17 protein-coding genes are annotated in these 17,460 nt (G+C 72.0%); 9 read left to right on the top strand and 8 right to left on the bottom strand.

Annotated elements, in window-relative coordinates; genetic code table 11:
- Nucleotides 1-22: 22 nt before the first annotated feature.
- Genes FXF50_RS17655 through FXF50_RS17645 form a run of 3 tightly spaced genes read right to left on the bottom strand, consistent with a single transcriptional unit; the run spans nt 23 to nt 2,190 of the window.
- A complete protein-coding gene (locus FXF50_RS17655; RefSeq protein ID WP_148429161.1) occupies nt 23-565 on the bottom strand; it encodes a hypothetical protein in 543 nt (180 codons plus the stop codon).
- Nucleotides 566-583: 18 nt separating this feature from the next.
- The gene (locus tag FXF50_RS17650) at nt 584-1,678 is read right to left on the bottom strand and encodes a PD40 domain-containing protein (RefSeq protein ID WP_148429159.1); all 1,095 of its coding nucleotides are present in this window, start codon (nt 1,676-1,678) and stop codon (nt 584-586) included.
- Nucleotides 1,675-2,190: a SigE family RNA polymerase sigma factor gene (locus tag FXF50_RS17645; protein ID WP_148429157.1), complete on the bottom strand. Its 516-nt coding sequence runs from the start codon at nt 2,188-2,190 to the stop codon at nt 1,675-1,677. The genes FXF50_RS17650 and FXF50_RS17645 overlap by 4 nt, the downstream gene beginning before the upstream one ends.
- Before the next feature lie 154 nt (nt 2,191-2,344).
- Here FXF50_RS17645 and FXF50_RS17640 point away from each other — a divergent pair, with 154 nt between their 5' ends.
- Both FXF50_RS17640 and FXF50_RS17635 read left to right on the top strand, forming a co-directional pair.
- Nucleotides 2,345-2,749 (top strand): hypothetical protein, encoded by a 405-nt coding sequence (locus FXF50_RS17640; RefSeq protein WP_148429155.1) that lies wholly within the window; start codon nt 2,345-2,347, stop codon nt 2,747-2,749.
- Nucleotides 2,750-2,825: 76 nt separating this feature from the next.
- Nucleotides 2,826-3,305, top strand: coding sequence for a methylated-DNA--[protein]-cysteine S-methyltransferase (locus FXF50_RS17635; RefSeq protein ID WP_148429153.1), 480 nt, complete (start codon nt 2,826-2,828; stop codon nt 3,303-3,305).
- A gap of 62 nt (nt 3,306-3,367) precedes the next feature.
- On the opposite strand, the gene FXF50_RS17630 is transcribed toward FXF50_RS17635, so the two are convergent.
- Together FXF50_RS17630 and FXF50_RS17625 are read right to left on the bottom strand one after the other, a co-directional pair.
- Nucleotides 3,368-4,447 (bottom strand): inositol-3-phosphate synthase, encoded by a 1,080-nt coding sequence (locus tag FXF50_RS17630; RefSeq protein ID WP_148429151.1) that lies wholly within the window; start codon nt 4,445-4,447, stop codon nt 3,368-3,370.
- A gap of 23 nt (nt 4,448-4,470) precedes the next feature.
- Nucleotides 4,471-5,109: a PadR family transcriptional regulator gene (locus FXF50_RS17625; protein WP_148429149.1), complete on the bottom strand. Its 639-nt coding sequence runs from the start codon at nt 5,107-5,109 to the stop codon at nt 4,471-4,473.
- A 173-nt stretch (nt 5,110-5,282) separates the two neighbouring features.
- Here FXF50_RS17625 and FXF50_RS17620 point away from each other — a divergent pair, with 173 nt between their 5' ends.
- From FXF50_RS17620 to FXF50_RS17610, 3 genes are all read left to right on the top strand, one after another.
- Nucleotides 5,283-5,729: a DUF5318 domain-containing protein gene (locus FXF50_RS17620; protein ID WP_148429147.1), complete on the top strand. Its 447-nt coding sequence runs from the start codon at nt 5,283-5,285 to the stop codon at nt 5,727-5,729.
- A gap of 194 nt (nt 5,730-5,923) precedes the next feature.
- Nucleotides 5,924-8,728 carry a transglycosylase domain-containing protein gene (locus FXF50_RS17615; protein ID WP_148429145.1) on the top strand — a complete coding sequence of 935 codons (2,805 nt, stop codon included), beginning with the start codon at nt 5,924-5,926 and terminating at the stop codon, nt 8,726-8,728.
- Nucleotides 8,729-8,850: 122 nt separating this feature from the next.
- Complete coding sequence (locus FXF50_RS17610; protein WP_148429143.1) at nt 8,851-10,437, top strand: glycosyltransferase family 87 protein; 1,587 nt, start codon at nt 8,851-8,853, stop codon at nt 10,435-10,437.
- Between the two features lie 11 nt (nt 10,438-10,448).
- Here the strand turns inward: FXF50_RS17610 and FXF50_RS17605 are convergent, their stop codons facing one another.
- Complete coding sequence (locus FXF50_RS17605; protein WP_148429141.1) at nt 10,449-12,581, bottom strand: hypothetical protein; 2,133 nt, start codon at nt 12,579-12,581, stop codon at nt 10,449-10,451.
- Complete coding sequence (locus tag FXF50_RS17600; RefSeq protein ID WP_148429139.1) at nt 12,578-13,360, bottom strand: deoxyribonuclease IV; 783 nt, start codon at nt 13,358-13,360, stop codon at nt 12,578-12,580. Before FXF50_RS17600 ends, FXF50_RS17605 begins: the two co-directional genes overlap by 4 nt.
- 646 nt (nt 13,361-14,006) lie before the next feature.
- Between FXF50_RS17600 and rpsF the strand changes: the two genes are divergently transcribed.
- The 4 genes from rpsF (at nt 14,007) to rplI (ending at nt 15,647) form a co-directional block, all read left to right on the top strand.
- On the top strand, nt 14,007-14,297 hold the full coding sequence (gene rpsF / locus FXF50_RS17595; RefSeq protein ID WP_046563719.1) for a 30S ribosomal protein S6: 291 nt from the start codon (nt 14,007-14,009) through the stop codon (nt 14,295-14,297).
- 80 nt (nt 14,298-14,377) lie between these two features.
- Entirely contained in the window at nt 14,378-14,905 is a 528-nt protein-coding gene (locus tag FXF50_RS17590; RefSeq protein WP_018788497.1) for a single-stranded DNA-binding protein, read from the top strand.
- Nucleotides 14,906-14,946: 41 nt separating this feature from the next.
- Nucleotides 14,947-15,186 (top strand): 30S ribosomal protein S18, encoded by a 240-nt coding sequence (gene rpsR, locus FXF50_RS17585; RefSeq protein WP_013289355.1) that lies wholly within the window; start codon nt 14,947-14,949, stop codon nt 15,184-15,186.
- A 14-nt stretch (nt 15,187-15,200) separates the two neighbouring features.
- Nucleotides 15,201-15,647, top strand: coding sequence for a 50S ribosomal protein L9 (gene rplI / locus FXF50_RS17580; protein WP_148429137.1), 447 nt, complete (start codon nt 15,201-15,203; stop codon nt 15,645-15,647).
- An 85-nt stretch (nt 15,648-15,732) separates the two neighbouring features.
- Here rplI and FXF50_RS17575 read toward each other — a convergent pair whose 3' ends face one another.
- On the bottom strand, nt 15,733-17,274 hold the full coding sequence (locus FXF50_RS17575; RefSeq protein WP_148429135.1) for a hypothetical protein: 1,542 nt from the start codon (nt 17,272-17,274) through the stop codon (nt 15,733-15,735).
- Nucleotides 17,275-17,460 lie beyond the last annotated feature (186 nt).

The following is a 17,460-nucleotide window of genomic DNA, read 5'->3' as shown; positions in this document are numbered from 1 at the left end:
TTCCCGTCTGTGCTGGGGGGAATCAGTAGGTCTCGACGTGCACGCTGGTCTCGCTGAGCGCTTCGACCACGAAGATCCGGGCGCCTACCGGGATGGGATGGTCGGCGCGGGCGTTGAGTTTGACCGGCTGGCCGGCGAGGCGGACCCGGACCTCGCCGTAGCCGCCGGCGGGGACCGGGGTCACCACCAGGCCGATCGCGCCGACCAGGTGGTCCCGGGTCGGCGTGGCGTCCGTGCGCATGTTCCGGGCCGCGCGGCTGAGCCGGGCCGCCAGCCAGCCGGTGGGCGCGGCGGCGAGCGCGCCGCCGGCCACCGCCGCCGCGATCATTCCGGGGGTACGCCCACCGAGCAGCTCGTTGACGATCGCGGCGCCGAAGCCGAACGCCCCGGTGAACCCGGCGACCGCCTCCAGCGACACCGGCCCCTCGACGTCCGGATGGCCGAGGTGGAGCACGCTCGACCCGAGCAGGGCGAGCGTCAGCACGCCGACCCCGGCCCCGCCGATGATCAGGAAGATGAGCGTCCCCGTGGCCACGACCTGCACGGTATCGACGTCGCGCAACATCAACGACCGCCCGAACGGTCAGCGGGGAGCGACACTCACCTCAAGGTCGACCAGCTGCTTCGGCAGCGGCTGACGGACCATTTCCCGGCCGGACGTGTCGGCGAGCACGAAGTCGCGTGACCCGTGCGGCCGCCGGTAGAGCAGCCGGTCGTCGGTGACCCAGACGACGTCGGCGGTGGGCAGCGGGTTCACCACCCGGCCGGTCGCCGTCTCGACCAGGAGCGGCTCCTCCTGCCCCTGGACGACCACGAGCCTGCCGTCCGGCGACCAGGCCCACGGGCCGGCCGGATCGCCGGGCACGGGGAGCAGCCTGGTGGGCCGGCCGTCGTCGGCGGAGAAGAGCTGCACTCCCCGCCGCTCGTCCCGGACAGCCTCGTTGTGGACGCCCCCACCCGTCTGCGGCAGCGCGACCTCCCGGGCGTCCCGCACCCAGGTGAAGTCGCAGTAGTCGGTGCAGAAGTACGCCCGCCGATCCACCCGGTAGGTGTGCTTCGTGCCGTCCATCTCCAGCACGATGAAGCCCTCGTGGTCGAGCTGGGTCGTGGTGAACAGCAGCCGCCGTCCGTCCGGCGACCAGCGCGGCACGGAGAGCGCCCGACCCACCTCGTACCAGCGGGTCTTTCCGCTGGCCAGGTCGAACAGGCCGATCTCCCGGGGGCGATCGTCGTCCCGCACCGCGACGAGGGATCCGGTCGGTGCCGGGAAGATGCCGTCGTAGCGGTCGGTGCTGAAGTATCGACCCCGTTTCCGGTCGAGCAGGACCCCGTTGCCGGAGCCACCGGTGCCCTGCGCCCGGGTCACCACCCAGTCGCCGGGCAGCACCAGTGGTTTCCCGGCCCAGTCCGCACCAGGCGTGGGCCGCATCGCCGGGGACGGAACAGCGGTCACCGGTGGCGTCGTCGGTGGCGGGGTGGGCCGGGGCCGGAACAGCACGAACGGCAGGGTGACGGCGACGACCGCGACCAGCGCGGCACCGGCCGCGGCCACCCGCCGCCGGCGGCGCAGCCGGCGACCCCGACCGAGCGCCCGGACGGCCAGGTCCGGCGCGGGGCCGGCGTGGTCCGCGAGCTCGCGTACGGCCGCCCGGAGGGTCTCGTCCAGCGACGTGCTCATCGGGTCACCTCCGCTCGACTGGTCCGCTCGTCCAGCCCCGGCACCAGCTGGCGGAGCTTGGCCAGCGCCTTGGCGCTCTGGCTGGCCACCGTGCCGGTCCGGCAGCCGAGCAGCGCGGCGGTCTGTTCGACGCTCAGGTCCTCCAGGTAGCGCAGGGTCAGCACGGCCCGCTGCCGGGGCGGCAGTGCCCGCAGCGCGTCCCGGAGCAGCAGCCGCAGGTCGCTGTCGTCCTCACCGGTCACCGCCCGCTCCGGCAGCTCCGCCAGCGGCACCTCCGGGCGCCGCGCCCGACGCCGCCAGCCGGAGACCTGGTCGTGGTAGAGGATCCGTTTCACGTACGGCTCGGCGTCGCCGCGGATGCGGGGCCAGCGGGCGTACGCCTTGGCCAGCGCGTTCTGGAGCAGGTCCTCCGCCGCGTGCTGGTTCCCGGCGAGCGCGTACGCGACGCGCAGCAGGGCCGCTCCCCGTTCGTTGACGAACGCGGTGAACTCCCCGTCGACCTCTGCCACCACCCACCTCCATACCGGAGACGCGGTCCGGCGGCGGAAGTTTGCCTCATTGACGAAAGAAGGTGGGCCCGGTGAGCCGTCACGTCGGGGCGTGACGAACTGTTCACAGTGTGTCGCACGTCGGGACCACCGATCGGGACGAGGACGGAGACCAGGAATGTCGTCGGACACCCGCACCACCGCCGGAATCCTGCTGATCACTGTCGTCGCGGTCGCCTACGGCGGGCTGAGCCTCCTCCTCCACCTGGCCCGACGCCGGCCCGGCTACCTGGACAACCCGGTCCGGCGGGGGCTGTGGACGGCCGGCCACGCGCACGCCGGCGTCCTCGTGCTGCTGGCCCTGGTCGCCCTGCCCTACATCGACCAGACGGAGGCGTCCGACGGGATGCGTACGCTGATCCGGACGCTGCTGGTCGCGGCGCCGGTGCTGATGCCGGCGGGCTTCTTCCTCTCGGTGCCCCGGCCCGGTGACACCCGGCCCAACCGGCTCATCTGGCTGACCGTCGCCGGCGGGGTGAGCCTGGTCCTCGGCGCCGTGCTGCTCGGGGTCGCGCTGCTGTGACCGGCCGTGCCGGCGGCCCACGTTCCCCCGAACCGCGGTGGTGGCGGTCCTGGCTCCGGGCGGGACAATGGGTGACATGCGTTGGACCGTGCTCGACTCGCCGATCGGGGAGTTCTCCGTCGGCACCGACGCCGACGCCGTCCGCGGGGCGCACTTCGGCCGGGTGACGTCGGCGACCGACGAGCCCGGCGACGAGGTCGCCCGGCTGGCGGTGGCCGAGCTGCGGGCGTACTTCGCCGGTGAGCTGACCGGGTTCACCGTGCCGGTGGTGGCGCCGCGTGGCTCGGAGTTCGAGCGCGCGGTGTGGCGGGAGATGACCCGGATTCCCTACGGGGAGACGAAGACCTACGGCGAGGTGGCGAAGGCGGTCGGCGATCCGGGGGCGGCCCGGGCGGTCGGGGTGGCCTGCAACCGCAACCCGATACCCGTGATCGTGCCCTGCCACCGGATCGTCGGGGCGGGCGGCAAGCTGGTGGGCTTCGGCGGCGGGCTGCCGCGCAAGGTGACCCTGCTGGAGTTGGAGGCCGCCGTGGCGCTGCGGCACGCCTGGTCCTGACGTACACCGAAAAGGAAGGCCGGGTCCGTGCGGACCCGGCCTTCCCCTCGTTGCTCAGCGCGTCAGCGCTCGACCTCGCCGGCGATGAACGCCTCGACGGCGGCGTGCGCGTCGTGGTCGGCGTACTGCTTCGGCGGGGACTTCATGAAGTACGAGGACGCCGAGAGGATCGGGCCACCGATCTTCCGGTCCAGCGCGATCTTCGCGGCCCGGACGGCGTCGATGATGACACCGGCCGAGTTCGGGGAGTCCCACACCTCGAGCTTGAGCTCGGCGTTGAGCGGGGTGTCACCGAAGGAGCGGCCCTCCAGGCGGATGTAGGCCCACTTGCGGTCGTCGAGCCACGGCACGTGGTCCGACGGGCCGATGTGCACGTCGCTCTTCTGCATCTCGTGCGGGATCTGGGAGGTCACCGACTGGGTCTTCGAGATCTTCTTCGAGACCAGGCGGTTGCGCTCCAGCATGTTCATGAAGTCCATGTTGCCGCCGAAGTTGAGCTGGTACGTGCGCAGCAGCTCGACCCCGCGGTCCTCGAAGAGCTTCGCCAGGGCGCGGTGCACGATGGTGGCGCCGACCTGGCTCTTGATGTCGTCACCGACGATCGGCAGGCCCGCGTCCTCGAACTTCTTGGCCCACTCCGGGTCGGAGGCGATGAAGACCGGCAGGGCGTTCACGAACGCGCAGCCCGCGTCGATCGCGGCCTGGGCGTAGAACTTGTCGGCCTGCTCGGAGCCCACCGGCAGGTAGGAGACGACCACGTCGACCTGCGCGTCGCGCAGCGCCTGGGCCACGTCGACCGGCTCGGCGTCCGACTCCTCGATGATCTCGCGGTAGTACTGGCCCAGACCGTCGAAGGTCGGGCCGCGCTGCACGGTGACGCCGGTCGGCGGCACGTCGCACAGCTTGATGGTGTTGTTTTCGCTGGCCACGATGGCCTCGGCGAGGTCCATGCCCACCTTCTTGGCGTCCACGTCGAACGCCGCGACGAACTTCACGTCGGAGACGTGGTAGTCGCCGAAGGTGACGTGCATGAGACCCGGGACGCGGTCGTTCGGGTCGGCGTTCCGGTAGTACTCCACGCCCTGCACGAGGGACGAGGCGCAGTTACCCACACCGACGATGGCGACGCGGACGGAGCCCATAACGTCTGCCTCCTTCTTCTTCATCACGGCCGCTTCGTCCTGGACTCTCCAGGCGGGGGCGGGCTGTCGTTTTCTCCTCGGCCGCCGGTCGTCCCGGGTTGGGGGACCGTCGGGGCTCGGCCGGAGCGCTCGTTGGCGATGAGCTCCTCCAGCCAGCGGACCTCGCGCTCACAGGCGTCGAGCCCGTGGCGTTGCAGTTCCAGGGTGTACGCGTCGAGCCGCTCGGCTGCCCGGCCGAGCACGTCACGAAGGCCTTCGCGACGCTCCTCGATCTTCCGGCGACGACCTTCCAGGATCCGGAGCCGGGTGGCCTGGTCGGTCCGGGCGAAGAACGCGAAGTGCACGCCGAAGCCCGTGTCGTCGTACGTCTCGGGTCCAGCCTGCGCTATGAGCTGGGCGAAGCGTTCCTTGCCCTCCGCGGTAATGGTGTAGACCACCCGACCGCGTCGGCTGGTCAGCGCGGGAACCTCCTCGGCGGTCGCGGGTGTCTCGGCGGCTTCGGTGATCCATCCGGCCGCCTGCAGCCGGCGCAGGGTCGGGTAGAGCGAGCCGTAGCTGATCGCCGCCCGGATCGCGCCGAGCTTGGCGGTCAACTCCTTGCGCAGCTCGTAGCCGTGCATCGGAGCTTCCTGCAGGAGGCCCAGGATGGCGAGTTCGAGCACGGCCATCCCTTCTTACCCCCGGCGCGGAGTGGTAACCGCCGCGATGTATCGAACCGATACATCGCACGTTAGCGGAGTCTCATGATCAGGGCAAACCCCCGATTACGAGGTTCTGTCGTCACGGATCGTGACGGTGGTCGCCTCGCCCCGCCGGACCGCGTACCCTTTCCCGCATGCGTACGCAGCGCCAGGTCGTCGACTACTCGCTCCAGAAGCGAGCGGTGCTGCGTGAACTCCTCGCCGGGCGGATCGGCACGTACGACGTCTGCGACGCCTCGCCGTACCTGAAGAACGCCGCCCGCTTCCACGGCGAGCCCACCGACCAGCGCTGCCCGATCTGCCGCAGTGAGAACCTCATCCACGTCCACTACATTTACGGCGACGAACTCAAGCAGTCGGCCGGCCAGGCGCGGACCCGGGCGGAGTTGCCCGTCCTGGCCATGACCCTGCGTGAGTTCCAGGTGTTCGTGGTGGAGGTGTGCCCCGGCTGTGACTGGAACCATCTCGTCGAGCAGTTCCTGCTCGGCCGGGACGGTCTGGCCGGCGGCACGGACGACGCGGCGGAGCAGGAGACCGCGAGCGGCTCCACCCCTCGGCGAAGGCGAGAGGCCCAACGGTGAACCCGGCTGTCCCGATCGATCCCGACCCGATCCCTGGGCGGGACGAGCGACAGCTGCTAGGTCCGAATGGTCCGAATAGGTCGGATTTGACGCCTGCGCCCCGGCACGCCCGGGGTGTAGCGTCTCGTGTTCCATCTCACGGCAACCCGGTGGCGGCGCGTCCGCGCCCCACCGCGACCGGCAGGGTGTGAGGAATGAACTACGGCGATCCCAGTTCTTCGCGTGGGCGGGCCCAGACCCCGGGCCCGAACGGCGACCCGCACGGGAACGGTTGGTCCTCCGGGTCCGAGGGCGCTGCCTCGGCCCGGGCCTCCGTGACGCCGCGCGGCTCCGCGTCCGGTGGCCGGGCCTCGGTCGGCGGCGCGGCCCCGGCACCCCGCGGCGCCGCGGGCTCGGCCTCCGTGGGCCGGGCCGGCGCGGGCCGGGCCTCGGTGCCGGTGTCGCCGGCGCCGGGCGGCGCCCAGGGCCGGGCCGGCGCCGGGCGGGCCTCCGTGCCGGTGTCGCCGGCCGGCCCCGCCGGGCGGGCCTCGGTCGGCGCGGCGAGCGTGGGCGGTGCCGGGCGGGCGAGCGTCGGCTCGGCGGCCGTGGGCGGCCGGGCCGCGGTGGCCCGCGCCGGCGTTCCCGGGATGGCCGGTGGCGGCCCCGGTGGGCCGGGCGGACCGACCGGCCCCGGCCGGGGTGGTCGCGGCGGGCGCGGGAACGACCCGGCGGCGGCCGCCCGCGCGAAGAAGCGCCGGCGGATCAACATGCTGATCGCCGGGTTCGCCGTGTTCGTCATGCTCGCCGGGATGGGCGTGGTCGGCTTCACCTGGTACTCGCAGAAGGTGCTGCTGCCCGAGGACACCATCCCGCCGCTGTCGACCACCATCTACGACCGCACCGGCAAGACCACCATCGCCAAGGTCGGTGACCAGAACCGGCAGCTCGTCACCATCGACCAGATCCCGGAGTGGGTGCAGCACGCCGTCGCCGCGGCGGAGGACCGGAACTTCTACCGGCACTCGGGTGTGGACTACAAGGGCATCGCCCGGGCCGCCTGGAACAACATCAGCGGCGGCGACAAGCAGGGCGCCTCGACGATCACCCAGCAGTACGCCCGCAACGCGTTCGACAACCTGAACCAGGACACGTACGGCCGCAAGGTGAAGGAGGCGATCCTCGCCTCCAAGCTGAACGACAAGTACGACAAGCGCACGATCATGCAGCACTACCTGAACGTGATCTACTTCGGCCGCGGCGCGTACGGCATCCAGGCGGCGGCGCAGACGTACTTCAAGAAGGACGTCTCCAAGCTGACGGTGGCGGAGGCGGCCGTGCTCGCCGCGCTCATCAAGCAGCCCGAGCCGAGCGCGACGCACCAGGGCTACGACCCGGCCATCAACCAGCAGGCCGCGCTGGACCGGTGGAACTACGTCATCAACGGCATGATCACCGAGAAGTGGCTCGACGCGCCGAACATGCCGCCACACCCCACTGAGTACCCGACCAAGTCACTCCAGAAGCCCACGAAGAACAACGGCGGCGGCTTCGGCATCGACACCCCGTACGGCAACGTGGTCAACTACGTCGCGCAGGAGATGCGCGAGATGAACCTCTGCACCGACAAGGAGGCCGAGGTCACGCTGGACATGCCGCTCTGCTCGAAGGCGCTGAGCCGGGGCGGCTACCGCGTCACCACGACCATCGACACGAAGATCCAGGCGGCGGCGATCGAGGCGGCGCAGCCGACCAAGAAGGGCTCCGAGCTCTACGACCAGCCGAAGAATCTGATGGCCGCCGTGGTGTCGATCGACCCGAGCAATGGCGAGGTGCGCGCCTACTACGGCGGCGACAACGGCACCGGCACCGACTACGCCGGCAAGAACAACGACAACGGCGTGATCAGCGGCGGACATTCGCCGGGTTCAAGTTTCAAGATCTACACCCTCGCGGCCGCCCTCAAGGAGGGCATCTCCATCAAATCGCGCTGGAAGGGTTCGGCGTTCACCCCGAAGGACATGAAGTTCAAGGTCAGCAACGCCGGTGCCGACAAGGTCTCCTGTGGTGACTCCTGCACCCTCGAGCAGTCGACGCTGAAGTCGCTGAACGTGCCGTTCTACTACATCACCGAGCAGATCGGCCCGGACAAGGTGGTCGACATGGCCAAGCAGGCCGGCGTCACCACCATGTGGCGCACCGACACCAACCCCGCCCAGGCGTACGACCTCACCAAGAAGAACCCGAAGGACGTGGCCCCGGACCCGTTCTTCCACGTCGTCGGCTACGGCCAGTACCCGATCACCGTGCTCGACCACGCCAACGGCGTGGCCACCTTCGCCAACCAGGGCGTCTACAACAAGGCGCACTTCGTCAAGAAGGTGGAGAAGCAGAACCCGGACACCGGCAAGTGGGACCTCGTCGGGTCCCCCAAGCTGAAGTCGCAGCAGCGCATCCGGAAGGACATCGTCGCCGACGTCACCTCGGTGCTGGAGCAGTACCCGGAGAAGTCGTCGCACCGTCCGCTCGACGACGGTCGGAAGGTCGCCGAAAAGACCGGTACCTGGGAACTCGGCGACCCGAAGCAGCCCAAGGCCAACGGTGACGCCTGGATGATCGGTTACACGCCGCAGCTCGCCACCGCCGTCTGGGTGGGCAACAAGGGCGCCCGCAAGGCGATCAAGGATGACGACGGCAACGACATCAGCGGGGCCAAGATGCCCGGCGCGATCTTCCAGCGCTTCATGAACGACGCGCTCAAGGGCAAGGAGAAGCTGGACTTCCCGCCCGCCGCGAACGTCGGCAAGGACGACGCCGGCAACGGCACGCCGCCGCCGCCGGACCCGACGCTGCCGGGCCAGCAGCCGGGCTGCGACCCGCTGGGCCTGTTCTGCCCGAACAACCCGGGCGGCGGCAACCCCGGCGGCGGGGGCCCGGGTGGCGGGGGCCCGGGTGGCGGCGGCCCGGGTGGGGGCGGTGGCGGCCTGCTGCCGAGCACACCACCTACCCGCCAGACCTACTGACGCCCACGGCCTGACGACGGCGGCCGGACCACCTGGTCCGGCCGCCGTCGGCGTTCCGCGTACCGGATTTTCTGCGCGCGAGGCGCGACGGCGGGGCCCGGCGTACGGCAGGATGCCTCTCCATGAGCACCGAGTCGACCGCAGGCATCGACGAGAACGGGTCCGACCGGCAACTCCAGCTCGGCGCGTCCGCGACCGCCGGGCGACCTGGGGCCGTCGTGGACCACCCGTCCCGCTCGGACGGCTTCGTCCGCGGCGCCGCCGGGCTGATCGGCGGCCCGCTGGGCGACCACGCCGCCGCCCTGGACCGGCCCGCCGGCCGGGAGGGCCGGTTCTGGACCGCGGCGCGGATCGTGCTGGCCCTGGTCTGCCTGACGCTGGCCCTGCACTGGGTGCAGAAGTCGCCCTGCCAGGACGGCGCCTGGCAGAACAACGTCCAGTACACCCGGATGTGCTACACCGACGTGCTGGCCCTCTACTACGCGGAGGGGCTCAACGAGGGCAAGGTCCCCTACGCCGACCACCCGGTGGAGTACCCGGTGCTGACCGGCTACTTCATGGGCGCGCTCGGCCTGCCGGTGCACGCCCTCGGCGTCGACAACCCCGGCATCAACCAGGGGCAGTGGTTCTACAACCTCAACGCGCTGGTGCTCAGCGCACTCGCCGTCGCCACCGTCGCGGTGATCCTCAGCCTGCGGCGCCGACGACCCTGGGACGCGGCCCTCTTCGCGCTCTCACCGGCCCTGGTGCTCACCGCCACCGTCAACTGGGACCTGCTCGCCGTGGGGCTGGCCGCCTTCGGGCTGTGGGCCTGGGCGCGCACCCGACTCGACCTGGCGGGTGTCCTGCTGGCCGGTCTGGCCGGGGTGCTGCTCGGACTCGGCGGCGCGGCGAAGCTGTGGCCACTGTTCATCCTCGGGCCGATCCTGGTGCTCGCGATCCGCGCCGGTCGCATCCTGCACGCCGTCGTGTCCGTCGGCGCGGCCGCGCTGACGGTCGTGGTGGTGAACCTGCCGGTGGCGATCCCCTACCCCGAGAGCTGGGGCAGGTTCTTCGACCTGAACACCACCCGGCCGATCGACTGGGGCACGCTCTGGTACATCGGCCGCTACCTCGACGGCCGGGTCAGCCCCTCCGCGCCCGGTGACCTGGGGCCCTTCGAGTGGCTGAACGTGCACATCTCCACCCTCAACTGGCTGTCGTACCTGCTCTTCTTCCTGGCCTGCACCGGCATCGCCGCGCTGGCGCTGCTCGCACCGCGCCGGCCCCGGCTCGCCCAGCTGGCCTTCCTGGTGGTCGCCGCCTTCCTGATCTTCAGCAAGGTCTGGTCCCAGCAGTTCGTGCTCTGGCTGCTCCCGCTCGCGGTGCTCGCCCGGCCGCGCTGGGGGGCCTTCCTGGCCTGGCAGGTCGCCGAGGTCTGCTACTTCGCCGCCTTCTACGGCGAGCTGCTCGGGGCGGCCACCACCCGGCCCGTCTTCCCCGAGGGCGTCTTCGTGCTGGCCGCCAGCCTGCGGCTGATCACCGTGGCGGTGCTCTGCGGCTTCGTGATCCGGGACATCCTGCGCCCCGAGCGGGACGCGGTCCGGGACACCTACGCCGACGACCCGGACGGCGGAGTGCTCGACGGCGCCGAGGACGCGCCCTGGTACCAGCGCTGGCGGCACCGTCCCGCCGCCCTCGACCGTCCCGCCGAATCGGTCACCGCCTGACCGGACCCCGGTCAGAGGCGGTAGACCACCGCGTCGCCGACCTCTTCCCGGGTCACGCCCAGCCCGTCGATTGGCCGGTCGAGCATCCCCTCCCACGGGGTGCCGCCCAGCCGGTCGCGGAGCACCACCACGTTCTTCACGCCCCGCCGGCGCAGGTAGTCGACACTGGCGAAGTCGGGGAAGCTGACCGTGGCCTCGCGTGCCTGGGCCTGGGAGTCCGGGGTGAACCCGCTGCCGCCGTTGACCATCCGCTGGAACCGGTCGGTCGACCAGAGCATCACCGGCTGGTCCAGGTTCTGGCTGCTCGGCAGCACCAGCATCGGGCCGTCCACGGTGCGCATCACCGCGGGCTGCCGCGGCACCACCGGGTGCGGCGTGACGTTCAACCCCTCCACCACGACCAGCAGCAGCGGCACCAGGGTGGCCAGCCGCAGCCACGGGCCCGGCCACGGCGGGACCCGCTCGGCGGCCAGCTCGCGTACCCGGGCGCAGAACGCGGTCACCGCGCCGGCCGCGAGCAGACCGAGCAGGAGGGTCGTCCAGAGCATCATCCGGCCCGGCGTCCGCAGCCCGTTCCAGCCCGGCAGGTGTTCGAAGAGCGGCACGTAGGTGAAGCGACCGTCGAGGAACCGGGTGCCCATGGCCAGCGCCATCGTGACCAGCACCCCGGCCAGCAGGAAGAGCCGGTGGCGGACCCGCCAGACCGAGAAGAACAGCCCGCCGGCGGCCAGCGCGTAGAGCACGAAGCCCGGCAGCAACGTCATCTCCGGGTGCCAGGGCAGCGCGGCCCGGGCGCCCTCGTGCAGCGCACCCCAGATCCGCGACTCCGCGGGAGCGGTGAAGAAGCCGCTGGCCGGCGGCGAGTAGAGCTGGATGTCGCCCAGCGTCCGCGCCGCGTTCGGGTGCAGCTCCGCCACCTTGAAGTACGGCACGGCCAGCGCGGCGCCCACCGCGGCGAAGACCAGCCCGCCGAGCAGGTCGGCCAGGAACAGCCGCCGGCCGAACGGGCGCTTCACCCGGCGCCGCCGCACGAACCAGACGACCGCCGAGACCAGCACGACACCGGCCAGCAGGTACGCGAACGGCAGCCCGATGCCGAAGCCGAGGCTGAGCTGCCAGGCGGCCACCAGCCAGCCGGCGAACGCCCAGCCGGCGTGCCGGCGCCGCGGCCGGTAGCCGTGCCGCAGCGACCAGCCGTGTCCCCGGGCCAGCATGGCCAGCGCCAGCGGGATGCCGCCGTTGGAGAGGATGTGCAGGTGCCCGGCCTGGGCCAGCAGCCACGGGGCGTACGCGTAGCTCGCCCCGGCCACCGCGCCGCCGATCCGGCCCGCGCCGAGCTGCCGTGCCAGCGCGTACGCCCCGAACGTGGCGAGCGCGTGGGCCAGCACGAACATGATGTTGTAGCGCAGCAGGGCGTCCTCGGGGCCCACCCCGATCATGCCGGCCGGGGCGTACCCGAGCAGGGTGTCGGAGAAGGCGAAGCTCCACGGCTCCGGGAAGAACGTGTTCGAGCTCCACAGCTGCCCCGGGTCGGTCAGCAGGATGTGCCCGGACCAGGCCAGCTGCCAGGACTGGAGGCTCGGGTCCCAGTAGTCCTGCGGCAGGGTGTAGCGCGGGTAGCGCAGCGTGGGCCAGGTCATCAGCACGGCCAGCGCCAGCGACGCCACGGCGGCCAGGGTCCACTCGTGCACCAGGAACCGGCCCACGGCGCGGACCGCCCGGCGCGGCCGGGTGAGCACCGGATCGGGGGCCGGACCGAACGCGGTCCAGGGATCACCGGCCTCGTCGCCCGCCTCGGCCTGTTCGCCCGTCCTGGCCCTGCTGTCAGTTCGGGCCTTGCCGTCAGTTCCGGCGATCGCGATCTCGGCCTTGCTGGGCTCGGCGCGGCTGGCGGTTCCGGCTTCGTCGTCGCGCCCCGCCTTGCCGCCGGTGTCGGCCCTGCCGTTGGCCCCGGCCTTGTCCACCGGCGCGCCGCCCTCGCTGTCAGTGGCGGTGCCGCCGTCCGCGCCGCTCCCGCCGGGCGGGGTGGCCGTGTCGGTGCCGCCTCCGACGTCCGGAGTCGCGTCGGGCGGGGTGTCGCCGGTGGCCGGTCGCGAGGCGCTGCCGGCCCGGCCGCCGGCCGCGTCGGACTGCTCGGTGGTCATGCCGCGGCGCCCAGCTGTCCGCGCAGGAAGGCGATGTCGGCGGCCTGGCCCTCGACGCCGCCGGGGGTCTCCACGATGACTGGCGCGCCCGCCGCCCGGATGACCGCGACCACCAGCTCCGGGTCGATCGTCCCGCCGGTCAGGTTGTCGTGCCGGTCCTGGCCGGAGTTGAACGTGCCCTTGGAGTTGTTCGCGTGGATCAGGTCGATGCGGCCGGTGATCGCCTTCACCCGGTCGACCAGCCCCAGCAGCTCCTCGCCCCCGGCGTGGGCGTGGCAGGTGTCGAGGCAGAAGCCCACCTCGTAGTCGCCGAGGGCGTCCCAGAGCCGGGCCAGCGCCTCCAGGTGCCGGGCGCACGCGTTGTCGCCGCCGGCGGTGTTCTCGATCAGGATGGGGAGCGGGAAGCCGCCGCAGTCCGCCGCGTACGCGAAGGTCTTCCGCCAGTTGTCGAAGCCGACGGCGAGGTCGTCACCGGCGTTGACGTGGCCGCCGTGCACGATCAGCCCCTTGGCGCCGACCGCGGCCGCGGCGGCGGCGTGGCCGAGCAGCAGCTTGCGGCTCGGGATGCGGATCCGGTTGTTCAGCGTGGCCACGTTGATGACGTACGGCGCGTGCACGTAGAGGTCGACGTCGGCCGCGCGCAGGCGCTCGGCGTCCTCCCGCGGCTTCGGGGCCTTCCAGCCCTGCGGGTCGGCGAGGAAGAACTGCACCGCCTCGGCGTCCCGGGCGGCCGCCTCGGCCAGCGGGTCGGTCGGATCGACGTGGGCTCCGATTCGCATGCAGGGCAGCCTACGTCGCGCCTCCGACGCACGGGGCTCGCGCACGCGGGGGTTGCGGGAACGGATCGCGTCACCACCCGGCCCGGCGGTCGTTGTCCGAGGTGGGATCGATGGTCGACGCTCCGCCCGGACGCGGGTCCACAGCGCGTACGGGCGAAGGGGAGGCCCCCGGCAACGGGACGCCCCGCCGTGCGGCCCGGCACGACGGGGCGGGATCCGGCTCGTCAGACCCGACGGCTCGTCCGCGAGCCAGCTGGGGTGAATTCCTCCATTTCCCCCAAGAGGTGACGAGAGCCGTTGTATGGTCAGACCAGGTAACAACACGATAAAGCTCCGCGGGGCGTCCTCGATCCAACCTCATCGGTGTGGTCGTTCCTCCCCAGGTCCCACCCAAGGAATGCGGACGGGACGCCCCGCGGCCCTGTGGACAGGGGTCCACCTTCCGGTACGCGAGCCGGAGGTGGGCCCCTGTCGTCGCGCCCGGACGCCGTGGACGACCGGCCCGGGCATGATCGTCCGGACCGGGTATCCTGGTCCGGTTGTCCGCGTCCGGCCGGGTTCCCCCGGCACCGGTCACGGGCAGCGACGCACGACCTCCTGCCACGGAAGGACCGTGGCCGCTTAGCCCACAGGAGGTGAGCACGTCTTGCGTCATTACGAAGTCATGGTGATCCTCGACCCCAGCCTCGAGGAGCGCACCGTCGCCCCGTCGCTCGACACGTACCTGAACGTGATCCGGACCGCGGGTGGCTCGGTGGAGAAGACCGACGTGTGGGGCCGCCGGCGCCTCGCGTACGAGATCAACAAGAAGGCCGAGGGCATCTACGCCGTCATCGACCTCCAGGCGTCGCCGGAGGCCGTGGCTGAGCTGGATCGTCAGCTCCGACTCAACGAGTCGGTGCTGCGCACCAAGGTCATCCGCCCGGAGATGCGCTGAGCATCTAGACCCGGCACGTCCGGATCAAGCCTCATCGACGCTGTCGGAGGGCTCTGAGAGCCTGTACGGCACAGAGATGAGTGCGCGAGGAGATGGTCATGGCAGGAGACACCACCATCACGGTCATCGGCAACCTGACCGATGACCCCGAGTTGCGGTTCACCCCCTCCGGGGCGGCGGTCGCCAAGTTCCGGGTCGCCTCGACGCCCCGCTTCATGGACAAGGCGTCCGGCGAGTGGAAGGACGGCGAGCCGCTGTTCCTCTCGTGCACGGTCTGGCGGCAGGCCGCCGAGAACGTCGCCGAGTCGCTGCAGCGCGGCGCCCGGGTGATCGTGTCCGGCCGGCTGCGTCAGCGGTCGTACGAGACGCGTGAGGGTGAGAAGCGCACCGTCATCGAGCTGGAGGTCGACGAGATCGGCCCGTCCCTGCGCTACGCCACGGCGAAGGTGCAGAAGATGTCCCGCTCGGGCGGCGGTGGCGGCGGCTTCGGTGGTGGTGGTGGCCAGGGTGGCGGCGGAGGCAACTTCGACGACCCCTGGGCCTCGGCTGCCCCGGCCCCCTCGCGCGGTGGTTCGGGCGGAAACTTCGACGAGGAGCCCCCGTTCTAATGGCGCCGAGCGCCCGCGATCGCAAACCAGGAGCAAGAGCAATGGCCAAGGCTGCGGCACTTCGCAAGCCGAAGAAGAAGGTGAACCCGCTCGACAAGGACGGGATCACCTACATCGACTACAAGGACACCGCGCTGCTGCGCAAGTTCATCTCCGACCGCGGCAAGATCCGCGCTCGGCGGGTGACCGGCGTGACCTCGCAGCAGCAGCGGCAGATCGCCCGTGCGGTCAAGAACGCCCGCGAGATGGCGCTCCTGCCGTACACGGCCACGACCCGCTGAGAGGAGGCACCGACATGAAGATCATCCTGACTCAGGAGGTGTCCGGCCTCGGTGCCCCGGGCGACATCGTCGAGGTGAAGGACGGCTACGGCCGTAACTACCTGCTGCCGCAGGGCTTCGCGATCGCCTGGACCAAGGGCGCGGAAAAGCAGGTCACGGTCATCCAGCGGGCCCGCGCGGCCCGGGAGATCCGCGACCTCGACCACGCCAACGAGGTCAAGGCCCAGATCGAGGGTCTGAAGGTCAACCTGAAGGCCCGCGCCGGCGACGGCGGCCGGCTCTTCGGCTCGGTCACCCCGGCCGAGATCGTCGACGCCGTCAAGGCGGCCGGCGGCCCGACCCTGGACCGTCGTCGGCTGGTGCTGCCCAGCCACATCAAGTCGCTCGGCGCCTACCCGGTCAGCATCCGGCTGCACCCCGAGGTGACCGCCAAGTTCGACCTGAACGTGGTCAAGGGCTGACACCCGCACAGCACGACGGAAGGGCCCGCACCGGCATCCGGTGCGGGCCCTTCCGCATGTCCAGGCGAGGACGCCCGTCGCCCCGTCAGCCGATCGGCTGGCCCGTCACCGCACTGATGATCACCGTGGACAGGCCGCCACCCACCACGGCAGCCGCCAGCGCCACCGTCGCCGACCGCCAGGTCGTGCCGACCCGGCGCAGCACCACCGCCACCACGAGACTGCTCAGCAGCGCCAGCCCGAATCGCGGCGCGCCCGCCACCAACGAGGCGACGGCGCGCGCCCGCGGCGAGTCACAACCGCCCCCGGTGATGTCCGTGACGCACCCCGCCGGCGGCTGCCCGTCGAGGAACAGCAGCCCGACGAAGAGCAGCAGGGCCGGCACCAGGTAGCACGCGGCCGTGTAGACCAGCGGCCGCAGCGGCCCACCCGGATCCGGGTCGAGCAGGTCGTCCTCCAGCCGGCGACTCCACGAACCACCGCCGATCGTCTCCACCCGCTGCCGCAGCGTCGACGCCCCGGCCCGCCCCGCCCTCACCGGCTCCACCGGCCGGCGCCGCGGCGCCGGCCGCGGCGCGGTGTAGGCGACCATCGGTGACCGAGGGGCCGACGGCGGCGTCTCCGTCCAGCGGGGATCGTCACCGGCCAGCCGCGTCCCCGACCAGAACCCCTCGGCCTGCTCCGGCGACGCCCAGCCCTCCCGGGCCGGCACCGGCGGCGCCGTCCGGTCCCACGCGTCGACCTCCGCGTACCGGTCCCCGGCCCCGGTCTCCCGGACCCGGTCCCACTGGCCCGTGTCCGCGTAGCGGTCCCACTGGCCGGTGTCCGCGAACCGGTCCCACTCGCCCGTCTGCTCCGTGCGGTCCCAGCGGCTTCCGGCCTGCTCCCACCGGCTGGCGGCGGGGCGGCCCCACGCGTGCACACCCGACGCGTCCCACGGGTCGACCGCCGGCTGCTCCGCACGATCCGGCTCGGCCGCCCGGCCCCGCTCCCACGGGTCCACCGCCGGACGCGGCCACGAATCCGCCGCGCGCCGGCTCCGCCGGGTCGGCCGCTCGGCCGCCCACCGGTCACCGTCGTCACCCGACTCGGGCGCCTCCTCCAGGCCCGACCAGGTCACCTGCGGTCGCCGGGTCGCCGCGCGGCGCGGCCGGCTCCGCGGAGTCACACCGGAGACCGGCTCGCCCTCGATCCCGTCGGCCCGCCGGCTCCCGACGTACCCCTGGTCCTGCGGGGTCTCCAGGGTCCACTCGGCGGTGTGCTCCGACACCGGGCCCGCGCCGATGGCCCGCAGGTCGCGGCGGTCGTCCTCCCGGCGCCAGCCGGCGTCCGCCCGCCAACCCCCACCCGGGGGGTACGACGGCTCGACGTCGGCGCCGTCGTCCGGAGCGGCGTGCCGGCCCCCGCCGTCCGCCCGGCGGATCCCGGACTCCAGCGCCCAGCGGGGCAGATAACTGTCGACCGGCTCGTCCTGGCCGCGCTCGACGGCACGTCGGCGGCTCGGTGTGCGGTAGCTGTCGGGGGCGGACGACTCGACCGGGAGCGGATCCGCGGGAGCGTGCCAGGAGGCGCTCGGCCGGCGCTCGCGCGGGCTGTCCTCCCCGCTTCCCCAGTCCCGGTGTCTCACGGCCGGAGCGTGACCCTTCTCAACCGAAAGTGCAATCCGCTGTCCAGGTGTAGCCGTTCGCAGAGATAGTACGGGACGAACGTCGCCAAAGCTCGACCCGAAATCTTCCCTCCACAGGGTGGGGATCGCAAAACCGCAGGTCAGCGCCGAGTGGCCCAGAATTCCCCATCACTTATCCACACCCTG

Origin of the sequence: Micromonospora sp. AP08 (genome assembly GCF_008085935.1) — a bacterium.
In the GTDB taxonomy this organism is placed as follows: domain Bacteria; phylum Actinomycetota; class Actinomycetes; order Mycobacteriales; family Micromonosporaceae; genus Micromonospora; species Micromonospora chersina.
This window is presented reverse-complemented; position numbering and strand designations above follow the sequence as displayed.

Bases quoted from the DNA above. Each gene is read 5' to 3' on its own strand.
- FXF50_RS17650 (WP_148429159.1), bottom strand. From the start codon at position 1,678: ATGAGCACGTCGCTGGACGAGACCCTCCGGGCGGCCGTACGCGAGCTC.
- FXF50_RS17605 (WP_148429141.1), bottom strand. From the start codon at position 12,581: ATGACCACCGAGCAGTCCGACGCGGCCGGCGGCCGGGCCGGCAGCGCC.
- rpsR (WP_013289355.1), top strand. From the start codon at position 14,947: ATGGCCAAGGCTGCGGCACTTCGCAAGCCGAAGAAGAAGGTGAACCCG.
- FXF50_RS17610 (WP_148429143.1), top strand. From the start codon at position 8,851: ATGAGCACCGAGTCGACCGCAGGCATCGACGAGAACGGGTCCGACCGG.
- FXF50_RS17630 (WP_148429151.1), bottom strand. From the start codon at position 4,447: ATGGGCTCCGTCCGCGTCGCCATCGTCGGTGTGGGTAACTGCGCCTCG.
- FXF50_RS17615 (WP_148429145.1), top strand. From the start codon at position 5,924: ATGAACTACGGCGATCCCAGTTCTTCGCGTGGGCGGGCCCAGACCCCG.
- FXF50_RS17655 (WP_148429161.1), bottom strand. From the start codon at position 565: ATGTTGCGCGACGTCGATACCGTGCAGGTCGTGGCCACGGGGACGCTC.
- FXF50_RS17640 (WP_148429155.1), top strand. From the start codon at position 2,345: ATGTCGTCGGACACCCGCACCACCGCCGGAATCCTGCTGATCACTGTC.
- rplI (WP_148429137.1), top strand. From the start codon at position 15,201: ATGAAGATCATCCTGACTCAGGAGGTGTCCGGCCTCGGTGCCCCGGGC.
- FXF50_RS17635 (WP_148429153.1), top strand. From the start codon at position 2,826: ATGCGTTGGACCGTGCTCGACTCGCCGATCGGGGAGTTCTCCGTCGGC.
- FXF50_RS17620 (WP_148429147.1), top strand. From the start codon at position 5,283: ATGCGTACGCAGCGCCAGGTCGTCGACTACTCGCTCCAGAAGCGAGCG.
- FXF50_RS17600 (WP_148429139.1), bottom strand. From the start codon at position 13,360: ATGCGAATCGGAGCCCACGTCGATCCGACCGACCCGCTGGCCGAGGCG.